The 18,546-nt window shown below is 67.2% G+C and carries 19 protein-coding genes; 6 read left to right on the top strand and 13 right to left on the bottom strand.

The window, feature by feature from the left end:
• Positions 1-23: 23 nt before the first annotated feature.
• The 6 genes from CSW62_RS09335 to gyrA form a co-directional block, all read right to left on the bottom strand.
• A complete protein-coding gene (locus tag CSW62_RS09335) occupies positions 24-491 on the bottom strand; it encodes a peptidylprolyl isomerase (protein WP_099577121.1) in 468 nt (155 codons plus the stop codon).
• Between the two features lie 93 nt (positions 492-584).
• Positions 585-1,436 (bottom strand): peptidylprolyl isomerase, encoded by an 852-nt coding sequence (locus CSW62_RS09330; protein ID WP_099577119.1) that lies wholly within the window; start codon positions 1,434-1,436, stop codon positions 585-587.
• Between the two features lies 1 nt (position 1,437).
• A complete protein-coding gene (locus tag CSW62_RS09325; protein WP_099577117.1) occupies positions 1,438-2,268 on the bottom strand; it encodes a peptidylprolyl isomerase in 831 nt (276 codons plus the stop codon).
• 107 nt (positions 2,269-2,375) lie between these two features.
• Positions 2,376-3,026: a glutathione S-transferase family protein gene (locus tag CSW62_RS09320; protein ID WP_099577115.1), complete on the bottom strand. Its 651-nt coding sequence runs from the start codon at positions 3,024-3,026 to the stop codon at positions 2,376-2,378.
• Positions 3,027-3,105: 79 nt separating this feature from the next.
• Entirely contained in the window at positions 3,106-3,597 is a 492-nt protein-coding gene (gene coaD, locus CSW62_RS09315) for a pantetheine-phosphate adenylyltransferase (RefSeq protein ID WP_099577112.1), read from the bottom strand.
• A gap of 30 nt (positions 3,598-3,627) precedes the next feature.
• Positions 3,628-6,384: a DNA gyrase subunit A gene (gene gyrA / locus CSW62_RS09310; RefSeq protein ID WP_099577110.1), complete on the bottom strand. Its 2,757-nt coding sequence runs from the start codon at positions 6,382-6,384 to the stop codon at positions 3,628-3,630.
• Positions 6,385-6,508: 124 nt separating this feature from the next.
• Between gyrA and CSW62_RS09305 the strand changes: the two genes are divergently transcribed.
• The gene (locus CSW62_RS09305) at positions 6,509-7,045 is read left to right on the top strand and encodes a superoxide dismutase family protein (protein ID WP_099577108.1); all 537 of its coding nucleotides are present in this window, start codon (positions 6,509-6,511) and stop codon (positions 7,043-7,045) included.
• Between the two features lie 44 nt (positions 7,046-7,089).
• The gene (locus CSW62_RS09300) at positions 7,090-7,581 is read left to right on the top strand and encodes a hypothetical protein (protein WP_099577106.1); all 492 of its coding nucleotides are present in this window, start codon (positions 7,090-7,092) and stop codon (positions 7,579-7,581) included.
• Here the strand turns inward: CSW62_RS09300 and CSW62_RS09295 are convergent.
• Positions 7,571-8,482: a DMT family transporter gene (locus tag CSW62_RS09295; RefSeq protein WP_099577104.1), complete on the bottom strand. Its 912-nt coding sequence runs from the start codon at positions 8,480-8,482 to the stop codon at positions 7,571-7,573. The two genes, CSW62_RS09300 and CSW62_RS09295, sit on opposite strands and share 11 nt — an antisense overlap.
• Before the next feature lie 43 nt (positions 8,483-8,525).
• On the bottom strand, positions 8,526-9,788 hold the full coding sequence (locus tag CSW62_RS09290) for an adenosylmethionine--8-amino-7-oxononanoate transaminase (RefSeq protein WP_099577101.1): 1,263 nt from the start codon (positions 9,786-9,788) through the stop codon (positions 8,526-8,528).
• 74 nt (positions 9,789-9,862) lie between these two features.
• On the opposite strand from CSW62_RS09290, the gene bioF reads away from it, so the two are divergent.
• Positions 9,863-11,005, top strand: coding sequence for an 8-amino-7-oxononanoate synthase (bioF, locus tag CSW62_RS09285; protein ID WP_099577099.1), 1,143 nt, complete (start codon positions 9,863-9,865; stop codon positions 11,003-11,005).
• A complete protein-coding gene (gene bioD / locus CSW62_RS09280; RefSeq protein WP_099577097.1) occupies positions 11,002-11,658 on the top strand; it encodes a dethiobiotin synthase in 657 nt (218 codons plus the stop codon). The genes bioF and bioD overlap by 4 nt, the downstream gene beginning before the upstream one ends.
• Here the strand turns inward: bioD and CSW62_RS09275 are convergent.
• A complete protein-coding gene (locus tag CSW62_RS09275; RefSeq protein WP_255408391.1) occupies positions 11,647-12,603 on the bottom strand; it encodes an NAD(P)-dependent oxidoreductase in 957 nt (318 codons plus the stop codon). The two genes, bioD and CSW62_RS09275, sit on opposite strands and share 12 nt — an antisense overlap.
• An 11-nt stretch (positions 12,604-12,614) precedes the next feature.
• Here CSW62_RS09275 and CSW62_RS09270 point away from each other — a divergent pair, with 11 nt between their 5' ends.
• Both CSW62_RS09270 and CSW62_RS09265 read left to right on the top strand, forming a co-directional pair.
• The gene (locus tag CSW62_RS09270; protein WP_099577092.1) at positions 12,615-13,514 is read left to right on the top strand and encodes a flagellar motor protein MotB; all 900 of its coding nucleotides are present in this window, start codon (positions 12,615-12,617) and stop codon (positions 13,512-13,514) included.
• A gap of 102 nt (positions 13,515-13,616) precedes the next feature.
• Positions 13,617-14,456: an arginyltransferase gene (locus CSW62_RS09265; RefSeq protein WP_099577090.1), complete on the top strand. Its 840-nt coding sequence runs from the start codon at positions 13,617-13,619 to the stop codon at positions 14,454-14,456.
• Positions 14,457-14,465: 9 nt separating this feature from the next.
• Here the strand turns inward: CSW62_RS09265 and CSW62_RS09260 are convergent, their stop codons facing one another.
• From CSW62_RS09260 to CSW62_RS09245, 4 genes are read right to left on the bottom strand one after another with little or no spacing between them, the layout of a single operon-like run.
• Positions 14,466-15,233: an SDR family NAD(P)-dependent oxidoreductase gene (locus CSW62_RS09260; protein WP_099577088.1), complete on the bottom strand. Its 768-nt coding sequence runs from the start codon at positions 15,231-15,233 to the stop codon at positions 14,466-14,468.
• 10 nt (positions 15,234-15,243) lie between these two features.
• A complete protein-coding gene (locus tag CSW62_RS09255; RefSeq protein WP_099577086.1) occupies positions 15,244-16,179 on the bottom strand; it encodes a nitronate monooxygenase family protein in 936 nt (311 codons plus the stop codon).
• Positions 16,176-17,138, bottom strand: coding sequence for a zinc-binding alcohol dehydrogenase family protein (locus CSW62_RS09250; RefSeq protein ID WP_099577084.1), 963 nt, complete (start codon positions 17,136-17,138; stop codon positions 16,176-16,178). Before CSW62_RS09250 ends, CSW62_RS09255 begins: the two co-directional genes overlap by 4 nt.
• Positions 17,139-17,179: 41 nt before the next feature.
• Entirely contained in the window at positions 17,180-18,493 is a 1,314-nt protein-coding gene (locus CSW62_RS09245) for a serine hydrolase (protein WP_099577082.1), read from the bottom strand.
• Between the last annotated feature and the right edge of the window lie 53 nt (positions 18,494-18,546).

Here is an 18,546-nt window from a genome sequence, read left to right as displayed (position 1 = left end):
CTTCAGCTTTGAGACCGAGAGCCTTAGGCGTCGGCGGCGATCTTGGCGCTGACGATCTTGCCCGGGGCGCGGGGCGGTTCGCCCTTCGGCAGGGCGTCGACATGTTCCATGCCTTCAACCACTTGACCCCAGACGGTGTACTGCTTGTCCAAGAAGGTGGCGTCGTCGAACACGATGAAGAACTGGCTGTTGGCCGAGTTCGGATCCGGCGTGCGGGCCATCGAGCAGACGCCGCGCACGTGCGGCTCGTCGCTGAACTCGGCCTTGATGTCCGGCTTGTCCGAACCGCCGCGGCCGGTGCCGGAAGGATCGCCGCCCTGGGCCATGAAGCCCGGGATCACGCGGTGGAAGACGACGCCGTCATAGAAACCTTCGCGCACCAGTTCCTTGATCCGCTCGACGTGGCCCGGCGCTAGGTCGGGACGAAGCTTGATCGTGACCGGACCGCTCTCGAGGGTCAGGATCAGGGTGTTTTCGAGATCGGCCGACATGGTCTTCCCTTGGATGACAAGTGTTGTGAACGCGCTTCTAGCGCGGTTCACGCCCCGATGTGAACCAAGTTGAAGCCGGAAACCGGTAAGGTCTCAGCGAACCTCGGCCGGAAGATCGATATCGCACACCGAGAAATCCGCGCCTTTCAGCGCGCGAAGACGCTTGGTCTCGGCGGCGAACCAGGCGCCCTTGGGGTCGATCACCCGCACCTTCGGACGCTCGCTCTCAGGGATATCCGACAGCAGACGAACCTTCTGCATCTGGTCCTGCGGAGCGGGAACCGGCTCGCCGGTCTTGATGGCGCGCACCGCGTCCAGGCCGCTGATCACGCGACCGAAAGCGGTGTAGCGCTTGTCCAGCGACGGATACGGCTGGCGCATCAGGAAGAACTGGCTGTTGGCCGAGTTGTTGTCCTCGTCGCGAGCCATGCCGATCACGCCTGGGCAGTAGGTTCCCCAGGCCGCGACCTTCTTGTCGGCGGTCATGTCGCTCCAGGTCCAGGCCTGGCTGACGACGGGCAGCGACTTCAGGTAGCCGACCTCCAGGCCGGCCGGCGCGGCCATGGCCACGAACGGCGTCTCGGCGCTGCGGCGGAAGGTGAACTCGGCCTTGAGGTTCGGCTTGTCGCTGCCGCCCTCGCCCGTATTGGTCGGATCGCCCGTCTGGGCCATGAACCTGTCGATGACCCTGAAGAAGGTGCGGCCGTCATAGACGCCCGCGCGGGTCAGTTCTTGCAGGCGCGCCACGTGGTTGGGCGCGACATCCGGAACAAGTTCGACCAGCACGCGCCCCTTGTTGGTGTCGATCACCATCACCGTGTCCGGAGCCGGCGTGCGCAAATCAGACTCGCTGGGCTTGGCCGGGGCCGATAGCGTCGCCGCCTGGGCCGAACCGGTCATCGTCGCCAGGCAGATCCCAGCCAGGAGCGTGCGCGAGAAGATCATGTCACTTAATTTGCACGGGGACGTCGACGTCGCAATTGGTGAAGCTGGGGCCCATCTCGGCCTGGCGCTTGGTCACCAGCGCCTTGAAGGCGGCCGAACGGGTGTCCATCACCTGGACCGAGGGACGCTTGTCGGCCGGCAGGTCGGCCAGCATCTTCACGCTGATCATCTTGTCCTGCGGATTCGGCACGGGTTCACCGGTCTTGATGTTGCGCACGACGTCCAGACCCGACAGCACGCGGCCGAAGGCGGTGTAGGTCTTGTCCAGCGAGGCGTTGGGCTGGCGCATGAAGAAGAACTGGCTGTTGGCGCTGTCAGGATCGCCGGCGCGGGCCATGCCCAGGACGCCCGAGCAGAAGTTGCCCCAGCTGGCCACCTTGCGATCGGCGGTCATCACGGCCAGGGCCGAGTTCTGGCTCGACACCGGCAGCGCGCCGATCCAGCCGAGTTCGGCGCTGCCGACCTTGGAGCCCGCGCCCAGCGGCAGGTCCATGCCACGACGGAAGGTGAACTCGGCCGTCAGGTTGGGCTGGTCCGAACCGCCCTCGCCGGTGTTCTTGGGATCGCCCGTCTGGGCCATGAAGTCGCTGATCACGCGGAAGAAGGTCAGTCCGTCATAGAAGCCGCTCTTCACCAGGCCCCGAACGCGCTGGATATGGTTCGGCGCGGCGACCGGATCGAGTTCGGCGATGATCCGGCCCTTGTTGGTCTCGACGACGATGACGTTGTTCGGATCAGGCGTGCGCCAGTCACTCGTCTGGGCCGCGGCCGCCGAAACAGAGGCCGTCGTAGCGACAAGCGCCAGGGCGGCGGCGGTCATGGCGAGCTTCATCGAAATCCCCGAACAGAATAGTCGGGGGTCGGCGTAGAACGCCAAGGCCGCCCCGACAAGTGCGGCGACCGTTCAACCGCACGATTCCGGCCGGAACGGGGCGGCGGCTACGCTTCCGACACCGCCCTGTAGACCGCTAACTGGTCGTCGAAGGCGCGTTGAAAGGCGGGACGGGCCTCGGCCCGCGCGACGTAGGCCAAAAGGCTCGGATAGTCGTTCAGCATCCCGGATGCGCCCAGCCGGCGCAGCACCACTACCATCATCAGGTCTCCGGCGCTGAAGTCACCGTCCAGCCAATCGGCCTCGCCGAGACGATGGGCGAGCTGGTCCAGACGCGTGCGGACAGCCTGTTCCAGCAAGGGCTGGCGCGCCTCGAACCAGGGCTTGTCGCGCTCCAGCATGGCGGCCATGCCGAACTCGACGATCGGCGGTTGCACGGTGCTGACGGCGGCGAAGATCCAGGTTAGAGCCCGCGCCCTGGCGTTTGGGTGATCCGGCAGCAGGCCAGGATGACGCTCGGCGATGTGGAAGACGATGGCGCCGGACTCGAACATGACCAGGTCGCCGTCCTCATAGGTCGGGATCTGACCGAACGGCTGCACAGCCAGGTGAGCGGGCGCCTTCATCTCCGGGAAAGTGACCAGGCGGACGTCGTAGGACTGGCCCACTTCCTCCAGCGCCCAGCGGACTGCCATGTCGCGCGCCAGACCTCGGCCGCGATCGGGAGATTCCTTGAAGGCGGTGATGGTAGGGCTCAAGAGGCGGCCTCCGGGCTGTGCCTGTCCCGAGGAACGAACGACCGGGCGGCGTTCCGACACCGCCCGGTCAATTCGTCGATCAGGCCCTGCCGACCTTGGCCAGGAGTTGCTCGGCCACGCCGGCCGGCACGAACTTGGTGATGTCGCCGCCCAGGGCCGCGATCTCCTTGACCAGGCGCGAGGCGATCGCCTGGTGGCGCGGGTCGGCCATCAGGAAGACGGTCTCGATCTCGCGATCCAGCTGCTGGTTCATCGCCGTCATCTGGAATTCGTATTCGAAGTCGGCCACGGCCCGCAGGCCGCGCACGATCATCTGGGCCTCCACCTCGCGGGCGAAGTGCATCAGCAGGCTCTCGAACGGGCGGACCTCGATCTGAGCGATCTTGGTCAGGTGCGCCGTTTCCTTTTCCAGGATGGCGACCCGTTCATCCAGCGAGAACAGCGGCCCCTTGCCGATGTTCACCGCTACCCCGATCACCAGCTTATCGACCAGTTTCACGGCCCGACCGATGATGTCGAGGTGACCATTGGTGACCGGATCGAAGGTCCCCGGATAAAGCCCAACCCGCATGCAGCCCCCTTCGTCTAAGGGTTCGAGGGTTTACGGGGTCTCGTCCGCCCCGCTGTCCTCGCCCTGGTTGTCGTCTCCGCCGGAATCGGCGAGGCGCTCGACGCTGACGACATGCTCGTCCTGCGCGGTGCGGAAGATGGTTACGCCCTGAGTATTCCGCGCCGCAACACGAATTTGCGAGACGGGCACTCGGATGAGCTGCCCCTGGTCGGTCACCAGCAGGATCTGGTCGCTGTCGTCGATCGGGAACGAGCCCACCAGACGGCCGCCACGCTTGCTGAGATCCTGAGCGGCCAAGCCCTGGCCGCCACGACCCGTGCGGCGGAAGTCATAGGCGCTGGTGCGCTTGCCGAAGCCTTCCGACGACACGGTCAGCAGGATTTCCTCGGCCGCGCCCAGTTCGGCGATGCGTTCTGGCGTCAGGGTGGTTTCGTCGCCGTCCTCTTCGCCCTCTTCCGCCGTGACGGGGGCATCATCGCCCTCTTCGCCGGCGGCGCGCAGCATGGCGCGCTGGTGCTTGAGATAGGCGGCGCGTTCGGCCGGGGTGGCGTCGACGCTGCGCAGGACGGCCATCGAGATGACGGTGTCGTCGCCCGCCAGCTTCACACCGCGCACGCCGGTCGAATCGCGGCTGGCGAACACGCGCACCTCGTCGACCGAGAAGCGGATGCAGCGGCCGGCCGCCGTGGTCAGCAGCACGTCCTGGTCGCTGTTGCAGACCGAGACGCCGACAATGCCGTCGCCTTCGTCCAGCTTCATGGCGATCTTGCCGTTGCGGCGGACGTCCACGAAGTCGCTGAGCTTGTTGCGCCGGACGCTGCCCGAGCGGGTGGCGAACATCACGTCCAGGCCGCCCCAGGTGGCTTCGTCCTCCGGCAGGGTCAGGATCGAGGTGATCGTCTCGCCCGGCTCGATCGGCAGCAGGTTGACGAACGCCTTGCCGCGCGAGTTGGCGGCGCCTTGCGGCAGGCGCCACACCTTCATCTTGTAGACCTTGCCGCCCGAGGTGAAGAACAGCAACGGCGCGTGGGTCGAGGCCGAGAACACGCGGGTGACGGCGTCCTCGGTCTTGGTGGCCATGCCCGACTTGCCTTTACCGCCCCGGTGCTGGGTGCGGTAGTTGGCCAGCGGCGTGCGCTTTACGTAGCCGCTCATGGTGACGGTGATGACCATGTCCTCACGGACGATCAGGTCCTCGTCTTCCATGTCGGCGTCGCCGTCGACCAGCTGGCTGCGGCGCGGGATGGCGAACCGCTCGCGGACCTCGACCAGTTCCTCGCGGACCACGGCCATGATGTTGGCGCGGTCGGACAGCAGGTCGAGATAGCCGCGGATGGCGTCGGCCAGGGCCGTGGCTTCGTTGCCGATTTCCTCGCGGCCCAGGCCGGTCAGGCGCGACAGCGTCAGGGCCAGGATGGCGCGGGCCTGCTCGTCGGTCAGGCGGATCAGGTCGCCCTCTTCCTTGAGCGTGCGCGGATCGGCGATCAGCTCGACCAGCGGCAGCATGTCGCCGGCTGGCCAGGCCTTGGCCACCAGGCGTTCGCGCGCCTCGGTCGGGTCCTTGGACGAACGGATGATGTGAATGAACTCGTCGATATTGGCGACGGCGATGGTCAGGCCGACCAGCACGTGGCCGCGATCGCGGGCCTTGCCCAGTTCGAACTTCGTCCGGCGGACGACGACTTCCTCGCGGAAGGTGACGAACAGCTGCAGCAGCTTGTGCAGGCCCATCTGTTCCGGGCGACCGCGGTTCAGCGCCAGCATGTTGACGCCGAACGAGCTCTGCAGCGCCGTGAAGCGGTACAGCTGGTTCAGGATCACCTCGCCCGAAGCGTCGCGCTTCAGCTCGATGACGATGCGCATGCCGTCGCGGTTCGACTCGTCGCGGATGTCGGAGATGCCTTCCAGGCGCTTCTCGCGGACCAGCTCGGCGATGTGTTCGACCAGATTGGCCTTGTTCACCTGATACGGAATTTCGGTGACGATGATGGCTTCTCGGCCCGCACGGATCTCTTCGACGCTGGCCACGCCGCGCATGATGACCGAGCCACGGCCCGTCAGCAGCGCCTGGCGCGGACCCGCGCGACCGATGATCTCGCCGCCGGTCGGGAAGTCGGGGCCCGGCACCAGGTCCAGCAGCTGGTCGGTGGTGACGTCGGGCTCGTCGATCAGCAGCAGGCAGGCGTCGATGATTTCGCCGAGGTTGTGCGGCGGGATGTTGGTGGCCATGCCGACGGCGATGCCGCCCGCGCCATTGACCAGCAGGTTCGGGATCCGCGCCGGCAGGACGGTCGGTTCCTGTTCCTTGCCGTCGTAGTTGTCGGCGAAGTCGACCGTGTCCTTGTCCAGGTCGGCCAGCAGCGACATGGCCGGCGGGGCCATGCGGCATTCCGTATAGCGCATGGCGGCCGGCATATCGCCGTCGACCGAACCGAAGTTGCCCTGGCCGTCGATCAGCACCAGGCCCATCGAGAACGACTGGGTCATGCGGACCAGAGTGAAATAGATCGAGGCGTCGCCGTGCGGGTGATATTTACCCATCACGTCACCGACCACGCGGGCCGACTTGACGTACGGACGTTCCGGCGTCTGGCCCTGCTCGTGCATCGAGAACAGCACGCGGCGGTGCACCGGTTTCAGACCGTCGCGCGCGTCCGGCAGGGCGCGGCTGACAATCACGCTCATTGCATAGTCGAGATACGAACGACGCAGTTCGTCCTCGATGTTGATGGGCGCTACGTCCCCGCCCGAAGCATCAGGGGGGAGAGTTTTTTGGTCGTCGCTCAAGGGGATTTATCGCCGTCAGAATCGGACACGGAACCGTTGAAAACAGTTAGCATTGGGTTGGGGAAGGCGCCACCTTTCCGGCCGCTGCATCCCCTCTGTTGGCTTGAATTCGAAGGAAAAACGCATGATCCGCTTCCCCGCTGCGACCACGCTCGCCCTCGCCGCCATGATCGCCGCTTCGTCCGGCGTCGGCGCCGCTTGGGCCCAGACCGCCGCGACCGCCGTGGTGAAGACCGGTGACGGCGAGGACGCCGGCGTGGTCACGCTGACCGAGGCGCCGCACGGCGTGCTGCTCAAGCTGGAATTGAAGGGCCTGACGCCGGGCTGGCACGCGGTGCACTTCCACGAAAAGGGCGACTGCGGCGCGCCGGACTTCAAGTCGGCCGGCGCCCACGTCCACACGTCCGCCACCACGATCCACGGCCTGCTGAACCCGGACGCCAACGACAGCGGCGACCTGCCGAACGTCTTCGCCAACGCCGACGGCTCGGCCACGGCCGAGGCCTATTCCACCCTGGTGTCGCTGAAGGGAGCCGGCGGCCGCCCCGCCCTGTTGGACGCCGACGGCTCGTCGATCGTCGTCCACGCCAACCCAGACGACCACAAGAGCCAGCCGATCGGCGGCGCCGGCGCGCGCGCGGCTTGCGGCGTGTTCAAGTAAGGCTCTAGGCTTCCGCCACGGTTCTATTCGTGGCGGGAGATCCCATGCGTATCTGGCGGCTGTCGCTTCTCGCCGTTTTGCTGGCCGCGACGGCCGCCTGCCACGACTCCAAGACGTCCAAGGACGCCAAGCCGCCGGAAAAAGCGGTCGCCGCCACGCCCTCGCCATCGACAGAGCTCGTCTCGCTGGCCTGGAGGCCGACGAGCGGCGACCAGAACCTCCAGTCCTTCGAACTTCAGCTGACGGGCGCAGAGATCGCCTCCGTCTGCAACAAACCGCCCGGCTGGATCGTCGAGGGATCGGGCGCGGCGATCAAAGGCTATGCGACGGTCGGCGCCGGTTTCGTGGACGTCGAGCATCTGGACGACCTCGACGGCCTCTTCCTGATCAAGACTCACCCTGGCGAGGCGCTTGGCGTCAGCGGCAAGCTGCTCACGGGCGTCTATGCCGATGACGGTGGTCAGAGCGAGATCGCAGCGACCTCGGCGCTGCTGAAGCGCGAGCCCGCCGCCGAATGCCCGCCGCCTAAGGGTTAGCGCTTTCGACCAGGGCCTCGGTGGCCTTAGCGCGCTTCTCGGTCAGGGCCACCAAAGCGACGCCGACCATGGTCGCGCCGCCGCCGATCAGCAGCTGGGTCGTCAGCTTGTCGCCCAGGAAGAGCACGCCGATCGTGCACGAGACCAGCGGCGTCAGCAGGAAGTAGGGCGTCACCCGCCCGGCCTCGCGGCGCTGGACCAGCCAGAACAGCAGCGCGCTGGCTCCGATGGTCGAGACCACCCCGGCGAACAGCACGCACAGCCAGGCGATCGGCGGGGCGGCCTTCATTCGCTCGACTTGGCCGGTCTCGAACAGGGCCGAGAGGATAAGCAGCGCCGGTGCGGCGACCATCGCCGTCATGCCCTGCAGCTTCAGCGGCTTGATCCCAGGCGTCTTGCGCACCAGGACCGTGGCCACGGCCCAGCAAGCGCTGGAGAAGACGATCAGCAGGATCGCCGGCAGGTCACCCGCCCCGTGCGGATCCAGGCTCATCCAGGCCACGCCGACGAAGGCGACCATCAGCCCGACCACCGCCGGCGCGCGCATCGTCTCGCCCAGCATCCGCCAGGCGAAGATGGCCGTGAACGGGATCCATAGCTGGCTGGCCACGACCAGCGGGCTCAGAGCGTCGGCCATGCTGAAGGCGACATAGATCACGCCGAAATGGATCGGCCCTGTCATCAGCACGATGGTCAGCAGCTTCCTGGGCTCGGGAAACGGTGGCTTGACGAACGGGAACAGGAAAACCAGCGCCGCGCCAAACCGCAGGCCGCCCATCAGCATCGGCGGCAGGTAATGCGTCGCCACCTTGGCGGCGGCGTTGTTGATCCCCCAGGTCAGGATGATCGCCAGGATGGCGAGATACTCCACGACCGTCAGAGGGGATGACTTGGACGACATGACGGGGCTTGGACCATCCCGAGCCCCTCGGGTCAATGAAGCTTCAGGGGACGCCAACCACGTTCCGGACGGCGGCCGTCAGCAGATCAAGGTCCGCGTCCGGTGTCGTGAAGGCCGGGGTCAGATAGACGACCTTGCCCATCGGTCGTATCCACACGCCCAACTCGGCGAAACGCGCGCAGAGGTCGCTGACAGCCACAGGGGCATCGAATTCGACGACGCTGATCGCGCCGAGTGTTCGGACATCGACGACGCCCCTGCCGGCCCGGCATGGCGCCAGCCCTTCGGAGAGCACGGCCGAGACCCGCGCGACGTCCACCGCCCAGGTTCCATCCTCGAACAGGTCCAGCGAGGCGTTGGCCGCCGCGCAGGCCAGCGGATTGGCCATGTAGGTCGGTCCGTGCATCAGGGCCGCGCCCGGATCGTCGGACCAGAAGGCCTCGAACACCTTGCGCGAGGCAACCGCCGCCGACAGCGGCAGGGTCCCGCCGGTCAGGGCCTTGGACAGGGTGACGATGTCCGGCTCGATCCCCGCCGCCTGCATGGCGAATAGGGTTCCCGTGCGACCGAAGCCCGTGAAGATCTCGTCGAAGATCAGCAGCACGCCGTGCTTGTCGGCCAGGCGGCGCAGAGTCCGCAGCACGTCTGGCGAATGCAGCAGCATGCCGCCAGCGCCCTGGACCAACGGCTCGACCAGGATCGCCCCGATCTCGTGGCCGCGCTCGGTCAGCAACGCGTCGAGCGCCGCCTCGCTCGCAGCGTCGCGCGGCAGGTCGGCGATCACCTGTTCGGGCATGACGCCGGCGAACAGGCTGTGCATCCCCTCCTCCGGGTCGCAGACCGTCATCGTCGCCAGGGTGTCGCCGTGATAGCCGCCTCGGAAGGCCAGGAACTTGGTGCGACCTCGAACGCCCCGATTGATCTGGAATTGCAGCGCCATCTTCATGGCGATCTCGACCGAGACCGAGCCGCTCTCGGCGAAGAACACGTGGTTCAGGTCGCCCGGCAGCAGCCCGGCCAACCGCGCCGCCAGGCGATAGGCCGGCTCATGCGCCAGGCCTCCGAACATCACGTGCGGCATGGCCTCGATCTGCGCCCGCAAGGCGTCGGCGATGTGCGGATGGTTGTAGCCGTGGCAGGCCGTCCACCAGGACGCCAGGCCGTCGACCAGCTCGCGCCCATCGGCCAGCACCAGCCGCGAGCCCCGCGTGGCCACCACCGGCAGCGGCGGACGCGCGGTCTTCATCTGGCAATACGGACGCCAGACGTGCGGCGCGCCAGCGGTCAGCCAGGCTGGATCGGACATGACGGCGCTTTCCGTTTGCGGACTCGGGGCGCCTTGCCTATTCCCGCCCACCAGCCACGGCAAAGGGAAACGACATGCAGAGCCTCGACGCCTTCGCCGGCGAGAAGCTGGCCGCCCTGGACGCCAAGAGCCTGCGCCGCCGCCTCAAGCCCACCCGCCGCCACGACGGCGCCGTGGTCGAGCGCGATGGCAAGCGGCTGATCTCGTTCTCGTGCAACGACTATCTGGGCCTGTCCCACCATCACCTCGTTCGCGCGGCGGCGGCCGAAGCGGCGCTGAACTACGGCGCCGGCGCGGCGGCCTCACGCCTGGTGACCGGCGATCATCCGCTGCTGAGTGATCTGGAAAAGCGCCTGGCCCGCCTGAAGGGAACGGAGGCCGCCTGCGTCTTCGGCTCGGGCTATCTGGCCAATACAGGCACGATCCCGACCCTGGTTGGTCCCGGCGACGCGGTCTTCGTCGACGCCCTGGCCCACGCCTGCATCTGGAGCGGCGCGCAGCTGTCCGGCGCCAGGATCGTCAAGTTCGCCCACAACGACGTCGAGGACCTGGCGCGCCTGCTGAAAGCCGAGCGCCCGCTGGCCCGCCGCGCCCTGGTGGCCACCGACGGCGTGTTCTCGATGGACGGCGACATCGCGCCGCTCGATCGGCTGTCCGCGCTCTGCGCCGAGCATGACGCCTGGCTGCTCAGCGACGACGCCCACGGAGTCGGGGTGCTGGCGCAAGGCCGGGGCTCGGCGGCCCTGTTCCCGGATGCCGACATCCCCTTGCAGATGGGCACCCTGTCCAAGGCGCTCGGGTCGTACGGCGGCTATGTCTGCGGCTCGCAGGCGGTGATCGACCTGCTGAAGACCCGCGCCCGCACCCTGGTCTACGCCACCGGCCTGCCGCCAGCCTCGGCCGCCGCGGCCCTGGCGGCGCTGGACATCATAGAATCCGAGCCCGAACTGACCGAGGCGCCGCTGGCCAAGGCGCGTCTGTTCACCCGCCATCTCGGCCTGCCCGACGCCCAGAGCCCGATCGTGCCGGTGATCATGGGCGGCGCCGAGGCCGCCCTCGCCGCCTCGGCCGCGCTGGAGGCTCAGGGCTTCCTGGTCGTCGCTATCCGCCCGCCGACGGTGCCCGAGGGCACGGCCCGCCTGCGCCTGGCCTTCAGCGCCCAGCACGGCGACGCCGACGTGATCCGCCTGGCCAACGCTGTGGCGGCGCTGCGATGAAAGCTCTCTTCGTCGCCGGAACGGGAACCGACCTCGGCAAGACCCATGTCGCCTGCGCCCTGCTCCGCGCCGCTCAGGCGCGGGGTCTCTGTGTCGACGCCTTCAAGCCCGTCGTCAGCGGCTTCGATCCCGAAGCGCCCGAAACCAGCGACCCGGCCCGCCTCGCCGCCGCCATGGGACGCCCGAACGCCTGGGCGGAAATCTCGCCACGCCGCTACCGCGCGCCGCTGGCTCCGAACCTGGCGGCGCGACTGGAGGGCCACACCCTGGCCATGGCGGACCTGATCGCCGATTGCCGGACGTGGCTGGACGGCCGCGACACCGACTTCGCCCTCGTGGAAGGCGCTGGCGGGGTCATGTCGCCGATGACCGACGACGCCACCAATCTCGACCTGATGGCCACGCTCGCCCTGCCGGTCCTGCTGGTCGCCGGCAGCTATCTCGGCACGGCCAGCCACCTGCTGACCGCGCTGGAGGTGCTGCGGGCGCGGGGGCTCAAGGTGGTTGGGATCGTGGTCAGCGAAAGCCTCGACGCGCCGAACCTCGACCAGACCGTAGAGATGCTGAGGACCTTCGAGCGCCAGACGCCCATCGTCGTCGCACCGCGTGATCCGGACTGGAGCGCGGCCGAACTCGCCGACCTACTTCTCTAGCCGCGCCACGAGGCTGGACGTATCCCAGCGGTTGCCGCCCATGGCCTGCACCTCGGCGTAGAACTGGTCGATCAGGGCCGTGGCCGGCAGCTGGGCGCCGTTCGAACGGGCCTCGTCCAGGGCGATGCCGAGGTCCTTGCGCATCCAGTCGACCGCGAAGCCGAAGTCGAACTTGCCCTCGGACATGGTCGGCCAGCGGTTCTCCATCTGCCACGACTGCGCCGCGCCCTTGGAGATCGCCGCCAGCACGTCGTCGGTCGGCAGGCCCGAGCGCTTGGCGAAGTGCAGCGCCTCGGCCACGCCCTGGACGACGCCGGCGATGGCGATCTGGTTGCACATCTTGGTCAGTTGGCCGGACCCGACCTCGCCCATCCGACGGACGGCCTTGGCGTAGACCTCGATCACCGGCAGCACACGGTCATAAGACGCCTGGTCGGCGCCGACCATGATGGTCAGCTGACCGTTCTCGGCCCCGGCCTGACCGCCCGAGACCGGAGCATCGACGAAGGCGCAGCCATTCGCGGCCAGCAGCTCGGCCATCTCACGGGCGACCTTGGCCGAGGTGGTCGTGTGGTCAACGACCGTTACGCCCTTTTCCAGCGCTGGAAGGGCCTGCGCCAAGACGTCGCGGAGGTCGTCGTCATTGCCGACGCAGAGCAGCACGATCTCGGCGCCGGCCACGGCCTCGGAAATGCTCTCGAAAACTGTTCCGCCGTGCTTTTCAGCCCAGCGACGGGCTTTCTCGGCGGTGCGGTTGTAGACGTTCACCTCGTGGCCAGCGGCCTTCAGGTGGCCCGCCATCGGAAAGCCCATCACGCCCAGGCCGATAAACGCCGTCTTCATGCCGCTGCTCCCTCTAGAGAGGTCGGGATTACGCGCCAGACGGCGAGTTCGGCAACCCCATCTTAACGTCCTTTGGGCACGTTGCGGCGCATGGTTAAGCAGGCTTAAGCACGATGGCGGTCAACAGCGAACAGCCGATCATCATCAAGAAGATCAAGAAGGGCGGCGGTCACGGACACCACGGCGGCGCCTGGAAGGTCGCCTATGCCGACTTCGTGACGGCCATGATGGCCTTCTTCCTGCTGATGTGGCTGCTGAACACGACCAGCCCCGAGCAGAAGCAGGGCATCGCCGACTATTTCGCGCCGGCCTCGATCTCGTCCACGACCAGCGGGTCGGGCGGCATCCTGGGCGGCACCTCGCTGGGCGACGACGGCGCCAAGGCCGACGGCAAGATGTCGGTCATCCAGCAGATGGCGCCCGAAGCGCCCGACAGCGTCACCAAGGACGGTCAGAGCACCAACACCGCCAGCCTCGACTCCGCCAGCGAGCAGGCCTTGCGCGACGCCCTGGCCAAGAAGGAGCAGGACGCCTTCGCCTCGGCCGCCCAGTCCCTGCGTCAGTCTCTGCAGGACATGCCCGAACTGGCCGAGCTGTCGAAGCAGATCATGATCGACCAAACCCCGGAAGGCCTGCGCATTCAGCTGGTCGACCAGGAAGGGCGGACCATGTTCAAGGAGAACTCCCGCGAACCGAACGACCGCGCCAGGATCCTGCTGCGGGCCGTGGCCAAGGTCATCAACCAGTTGCCCAACCGCGTGACCATCTCGGGCCACACCAGCGCCAACGCCTATGGCAAGAAGCAGGACGGCGACTGGGCCCTCTCGGCCGAGCGCGCCGACGCCTCGCGCGTGGTGCTGCGCGGCGCCGGGGTCGATGACGACCGGATCTACCAGGTGTCGGGCAAGGCCAATTCCGAACCCCTCTACGCCGACGACCCGACCCTGGCGGGCAACCGCCGCATCTCGATCATTCTGCTGCGCGAGAAGCCGGTCCTTCCGGACAACCTGTGACCGTTCGCCGCGCGAGCGCTTCGTGAAGCTTGCGCAACTGAACGCTATGCCCCCTAATCCGTTGAGGGCGGCAGACATGCTGAAGGGGACGGGGCCAAAAAAGTGACGCAGCATTTTCCGACGCGACAGCTTCGGTTCTTTCTGACGGCGCCCACGCCTTGCCCGTACCTGCCCGGCCGCGAGGAGCGGAAGGTGTTCGCTCACCTCCCCTTGTCCGACGGCCCGACAGTCAATGACAGCCTGACCCAGGTCGGCTTCCGTCGCTCGCAGAACATCGCCTACCGGCCCGCCTGCGAGACCTGCCGCGCCTGCCAGTCGGCGCGCGCGCCGGCCGCCGACTACGTGCTGTCGCGCTCGGAACGCAAGGTTCTGAACCGCAACGACGACCTCAAGCGTCACCTGGTCGAAGCCGAAGCCACGCTGGAGCAGTTCGAACTGCTGCGCCGCTACCTCCTTGCCCGTCACGCCGACGGCGGCATGGCCGAGATGACGTGGCCCGACTACGTGGCCATGGTCGAGGATACCGCGGTCCGCACCCACCTGATCGAATATCGCCGCAAGTCGGAGGACCGCGGGCCGGGCGATTTGATCGCCTGTGTGCTGGTGGACGTGCTCGCCGACGGCCTTTCGCTAGTCTACAGCTTCTACAATCCCGACCTGGACCGTCGCAGCCTGGGCTCGTTCGTCATCCTGGACCACATCGTCCAGGCCCAGCAGAGCGGCCTGCCCTATGTCTATCTGGGCTACTGGGTCCCGGGCAGCGAGAAGATGGCCTACAAGGCGCGCTTCTCGCCTCTGGAGATCCTCAAGCCCGGCGGCTGGTCGCTGATGTCGTCCCGCGAGCGCGGCGCTCGTCCGCCCAGCATGCGCGACGGCTCCAAGGATCCGTGCGACCTGCCGCTGAGCGATGCGGAGCCAGCCGAGATCGAAGACCTCGGCTAGCTTCCAGGATCAGCGCGCGAAGCTGACGCCGCCGTCCACGGTGACCGCACCGCCCATCACATAGTCGCCGGCCCGCGAGGCCAGGTAGATGGCCGCGCCGGCCATGTCTTCTTCCGAACCGATACGGCCGGCCGGGATGGCCTTCGACACCGCGTCGGCGTGGTCGCGGGCGACCTTGTTCATGTCCGAGGCGAAGGCGCCGGGCGCGATGGCGCTGACGGCGATGTTGTCGGCCGCCAGGCGCAAGGCCATGCGCTTGGTCATGTGCAGCAGGCCAGCCTTGGAGGCGCCGTAGGGATAGGTCTCGTCCTTGGTCACCGACTGGCCGTCGATCGAGCAGATGTTGATGACCTTGGCGACGCGATCCTGTGCGGCCGCGCGCAGCGGGCCGATCAGGGCCTGGGTCAAGAAGAACGGCGTCTTCATGTTGAGGTCGACGGTCTTGTCCCAGCCGGCCTCGGGGAACTCGTCGAAGGCCGCGCCCCAGGCGGCGCCGGCGTTGTTGACCAGGATGTCCAGCTTGTCCTCGCGCTCGGCGATCCGCTTGGCCAGACCCTCGATGCCTTCCATGGTCGAGATGTCGCCCGGCAGCGAGACGCACTCGCCGTACTGGGAGAGCTCTTCGGCGGCGGCGTCACAGGCGGCGGCCTTGCGGGCGGTGATGTAGACCCGCTTGGCGCCGTACACGAGGAAGCCCTTGGCGATCATCGCGCCGATGCCGCGCGAACCGCCGGTGACCAGGGCCACGCGGCCCTCGAGGGAGAACAGGTCTTGCATGTCGATACTCCTAGAAGCCGCGCGCGGCGGCCAGGACGCCGAGGCGTCCGGTGATGTCGTGGAACTGGGCGACGGTCTCGTCGATGATCTGCTGGGCGGTCTTGACCTCGTCGATCAGGCCGACGGTCTGCCCCGCAAGCGCCGGAGCGGCCTCCATGTCGCCGCCGAAATAGACGCCGAGGATGTTCTTCAGCACGTCAGGCGGCATGATCCCGGCGTCGTGGATTTCCTTGGTCAGCTCGGACTTGATGGCCCGGATGCAGGGGCTGGCCTTCTTGTTCAGCACCCAGGTTCCGGTCTCTTTCGCGCCAGTGATCGCGGCCTTGTAGTTGGCGTGGACCGGGGTTTCGGCCGAACTGACGAAGCGGGTGCCCATCTGGACCGCTTCGGCGCCCAGAGCGAACGCCGCCGCCATGCCGCGCCCGTCGCAGATGCCGCCGGCGGCGACGATGGGCACGTCGACCCGCGCGCGGATCGCCTGCAGCAGGACGAGGGTCGAGACCTCTTCCGGGTTCTTGAAGCCGCCGCCTTCAGCGCCCTCGACCACCAGGCCGTCAACGCCGGCCTCGACGCACTTGACCGCCGCGTCGACGGTGGGCACGGCGTGATAGACGACGATGCCAGCGTCCTTCAGCGGTCCGACGAACTTGGCCGGGCTGCCGGCCGACGTCGTGACGAACTTGACCCCGCTTTCGCAGACGAAACGCAGCATTGCGTCGTCGCGCAGGAACATGATCGGCAAGTTCACCCCGAACGGCAGTCCGCTGGCCGCCATCTTGGTGATCTCGGCCTTGCAAGCCTCGGTCTCACCGGAGGACGTCTCGATAATCCCGAGCCCGCCGGCTCTTGAGACCGCCGAGGCCAGCGGATAGCGAGCGATCCAGCCCATCGGAGCCTGGATGATCGGGTATTTCGCGCCCGTGTGGGCCAGGACACGGTTGGTCATGGGATCAGCAGCACCCGCCCGACAGCCTGGCGGCTTTCGATATAGGCATGGGCGGCGGCGGCTTCGGACAGCGGGAAGGTCTTGTCGATCACGACCTCCAGCTCACCCTTGGCGGCCCGGTCGATCATTTCCTGGATCATGTCGTGGACTCGGTCGGTCATGATCTCGGCGCCCAGGAAGACGCCGGTCAGCGAGCGGTTTCCGCCCATCAGCGAAGACACGTCCACCTTCATCGGCTCGCGCCCGGCATTGCCGACCAGCGAGATCCGGCCGCGATAGCCCAGGGCGCCGAGGCTGCTTTGCAAGGTGGCGCCGCCGACCGGATCGACGACCAGATCGACGCCCTTGCCGCCGGTCAGCTTCATCACCTGCTCGACCAGGTCGTCGCGGCCATAGTTGATCCCGTGATCCATGCCGAACGCCTTCAGGCGCTCCAGTCGCTCGTCGCTGGAGGCCGAGGCCAGCACCGTGGCGCCCGCCTGCTTGGCCAGTTGGATGGCGGCCAGGCCTACGGCCCCCGCCCCGGCCTGCACCAGCACCGTCTCGCCGGCTTTCAGGTGGCCCGCGCCGAACAGGCACTCGTGGGCCGTGCCGAACGGCACCGGAATGGCCGAGGCCTTGTGGATGTCGAAGCCATCGGGGATCGGCCAGGCGTTGCGGGCTGGAACAGCGCGCAGCTCGGCGTGCGAACCGAACGCGTTCACGGTGACGACCCTCGTCCCGACCTTCAGGTGGGTGACCTCGGCCCCGACCTCGACAATCTCGCCGGCGGCCTGGTAGCCGACGATGTGCGGGCTTCCCGCCATCTGGCCGCCGCCGCGATTGAGGGTGTCCCCGCCCTCGATGCTGACCGCCTCGACGCGGATGACCACGCCCTGGGCATGGCAGACGGGGTCGGCGACGTCCTCGTAGCGAAGGACGTCCGGCGCCCCGGTCTCATAATAGACGGCGGCCTTCATGGCGTTACTCCCTGTTTTTGTTCTTGGCTCTTGAAAGAGCGCTATTTCTTGGCGTCGATCAGAGCGCCGTAGACCAGCTTGGCGCTGTCGTCGTCGATGTCCTTGATGGCCGGATCGCCGCCCTTATTGAGGATGTGGATCATGCCCAGGAAGAACAGGTCGTTGGTCGGGTCGATCCAGAACCAGGTGCCGGCCGCGCCGCCCCAGCTGAAGGTCCCCTGCCCGTACGGTCTGGCCTTGGCGCTATCCAGCACCACCGCGAAATCCAGACCGAAGCCCTTGCCCGCAGCGGTGTTGAACGGCGGATCGTTGGAATTCATGATCGCATCGCTGAGCACGTTGGTCCGCATCAGCTTCACGGTCTCGGGCTTCAGGATCCGGTGGCCTTCCAGCTCGCCGCCGTTCAGCAGCATCTGGGCGAAGCGCGCGTAGTCGGCATTGGTCGAGACCAGGCCGCCGCCGCCCGAGGGCAACGCCGGCGGCTTGGTGATGTCCAGGACCATGAAGCCTTCGGCGGGGATCAGCTTCTGCTGCTTCGGCCCCCACAGATAAAGGGAAGCCAGGCGGTCCATCTTCTGGGCCGGCAGCCAGAAGCCGGTGTCGGTCATGTTCAGCGGTGTGAAGATCCGCTTCTGCATGAAGTCGCCCAGCGACATGCCCGAAAGCTTTTCGATCAGCAGGCCCTGGATATCGACCGAAACGCTGTACTTCCAGCGTGTCCCCGGCTGAGCGACCAGCGGCAGGGCGGCGACTTTCTGGACAAACTCCTGGCTGGACTTGGCGCCAAGCACGCCGGTCGAGACATAGGCCTTGTCGATGGGGTTGTCGGGGACCAGGCCGTAGGCGAAGCCGCCCGAGTGGCTCATGATCTCGCGCAGGGTCGGCGGCCGGTCGGCCGGCACGGTGTCGAACGAGCCGTCGGCATTGACGCCCTTGAAGACGCGCAAGCTGGCGAACTCGGGGATGTACTTGCTGACCGGGTCGTCCAGCTTCCACTTGCCCTCTTCGTAGAGGATCATCATGGCCACGCCCGTGACCGGCTTGGTCTGGGAATAGATGCGGAAGATCGTGTCCTTGGTCATAGGCGGGCCGTCGAAGCCCTTCTTGCCATGAACCTCGTAGTTCACGATCTTGCCGTGCCGGACCAGCATGGTGGTGACGCCCGGCAGGTGGCCGGTGTCGACCAGGCTCTGCATGTGGGCGTCCAGTTTCTTCAGCCCCTCGGCCGAGAAGCCGACGCTTTCCGGCGCCGCAGCGATGATGGCGGGCTTATTGGACGCGGCCAGGGCCGCGGTCGAGCCGCCGCAGAGCAGCGTCGCGGCCAGCGCGGCCGCGATGAACTTCCGAAACGCCAAGTCGCCCTCCCGAACAGATGTTTGACCCGACCTTAGAGCGGGCGCATCGCCGT

Origin of the sequence: Caulobacter sp. FWC2 (assembly GCF_002742625.1) — a bacterium.
GTDB lineage: Bacteria > Pseudomonadota > Alphaproteobacteria > Caulobacterales > Caulobacteraceae > Caulobacter.
The sequence above is the reverse complement of the archived record's forward strand: the minus strand, read 5'-3'. Positions and strand labels throughout refer to the sequence as shown.

Excerpts from the sequence above, each read along its gene's own strand:
- CSW62_RS09335 (WP_099577121.1), bottom strand. The coding sequence starts at position 491 with ATGTCGGCCGATCTCGAAAACACCCTGATCCTGACCCTCGAGAGCGGT.
- CSW62_RS09330 (WP_099577119.1), bottom strand. The coding sequence starts at position 1,436 with ATGATCTTCTCGCGCACGCTCCTGGCTGGGATCTGCCTGGCGACGATG.
- CSW62_RS09325 (WP_099577117.1), bottom strand. The coding sequence starts at position 2,268 with ATGAAGCTCGCCATGACCGCCGCCGCCCTGGCGCTTGTCGCTACGACG.
- coaD (WP_099577112.1), bottom strand. The coding sequence starts at position 3,597 with ATGCGGGTTGGGCTTTATCCGGGGACCTTCGATCCGGTCACCAATGGT.
- CSW62_RS09305 (WP_099577108.1), top strand. The coding sequence starts at position 6,509 with ATGATCCGCTTCCCCGCTGCGACCACGCTCGCCCTCGCCGCCATGATC.
- CSW62_RS09300 (WP_099577106.1), top strand. The coding sequence starts at position 7,090 with ATGCGTATCTGGCGGCTGTCGCTTCTCGCCGTTTTGCTGGCCGCGACG.
- CSW62_RS09295 (WP_099577104.1), bottom strand. The coding sequence starts at position 8,482 with ATGTCGTCCAAGTCATCCCCTCTGACGGTCGTGGAGTATCTCGCCATC.
- CSW62_RS09290 (WP_099577101.1), bottom strand. The coding sequence starts at position 9,788 with ATGTCCGATCCAGCCTGGCTGACCGCTGGCGCGCCGCACGTCTGGCGT.
- bioF (WP_099577099.1), top strand. The coding sequence starts at position 9,863 with ATGCAGAGCCTCGACGCCTTCGCCGGCGAGAAGCTGGCCGCCCTGGAC.
- bioD (WP_099577097.1), top strand. The coding sequence starts at position 11,002 with ATGAAAGCTCTCTTCGTCGCCGGAACGGGAACCGACCTCGGCAAGACC.
- CSW62_RS09270 (WP_099577092.1), top strand. The coding sequence starts at position 12,615 with ATGGCGGTCAACAGCGAACAGCCGATCATCATCAAGAAGATCAAGAAG.
- CSW62_RS09260 (WP_099577088.1), bottom strand. The coding sequence starts at position 15,233 with ATGCAAGACCTGTTCTCCCTCGAGGGCCGCGTGGCCCTGGTCACCGGC.
- CSW62_RS09255 (WP_099577086.1), bottom strand. The coding sequence starts at position 16,179 with ATGACCAACCGTGTCCTGGCCCACACGGGCGCGAAATACCCGATCATC.
- CSW62_RS09250 (WP_099577084.1), bottom strand. The coding sequence starts at position 17,138 with ATGAAGGCCGCCGTCTATTATGAGACCGGGGCGCCGGACGTCCTTCGC.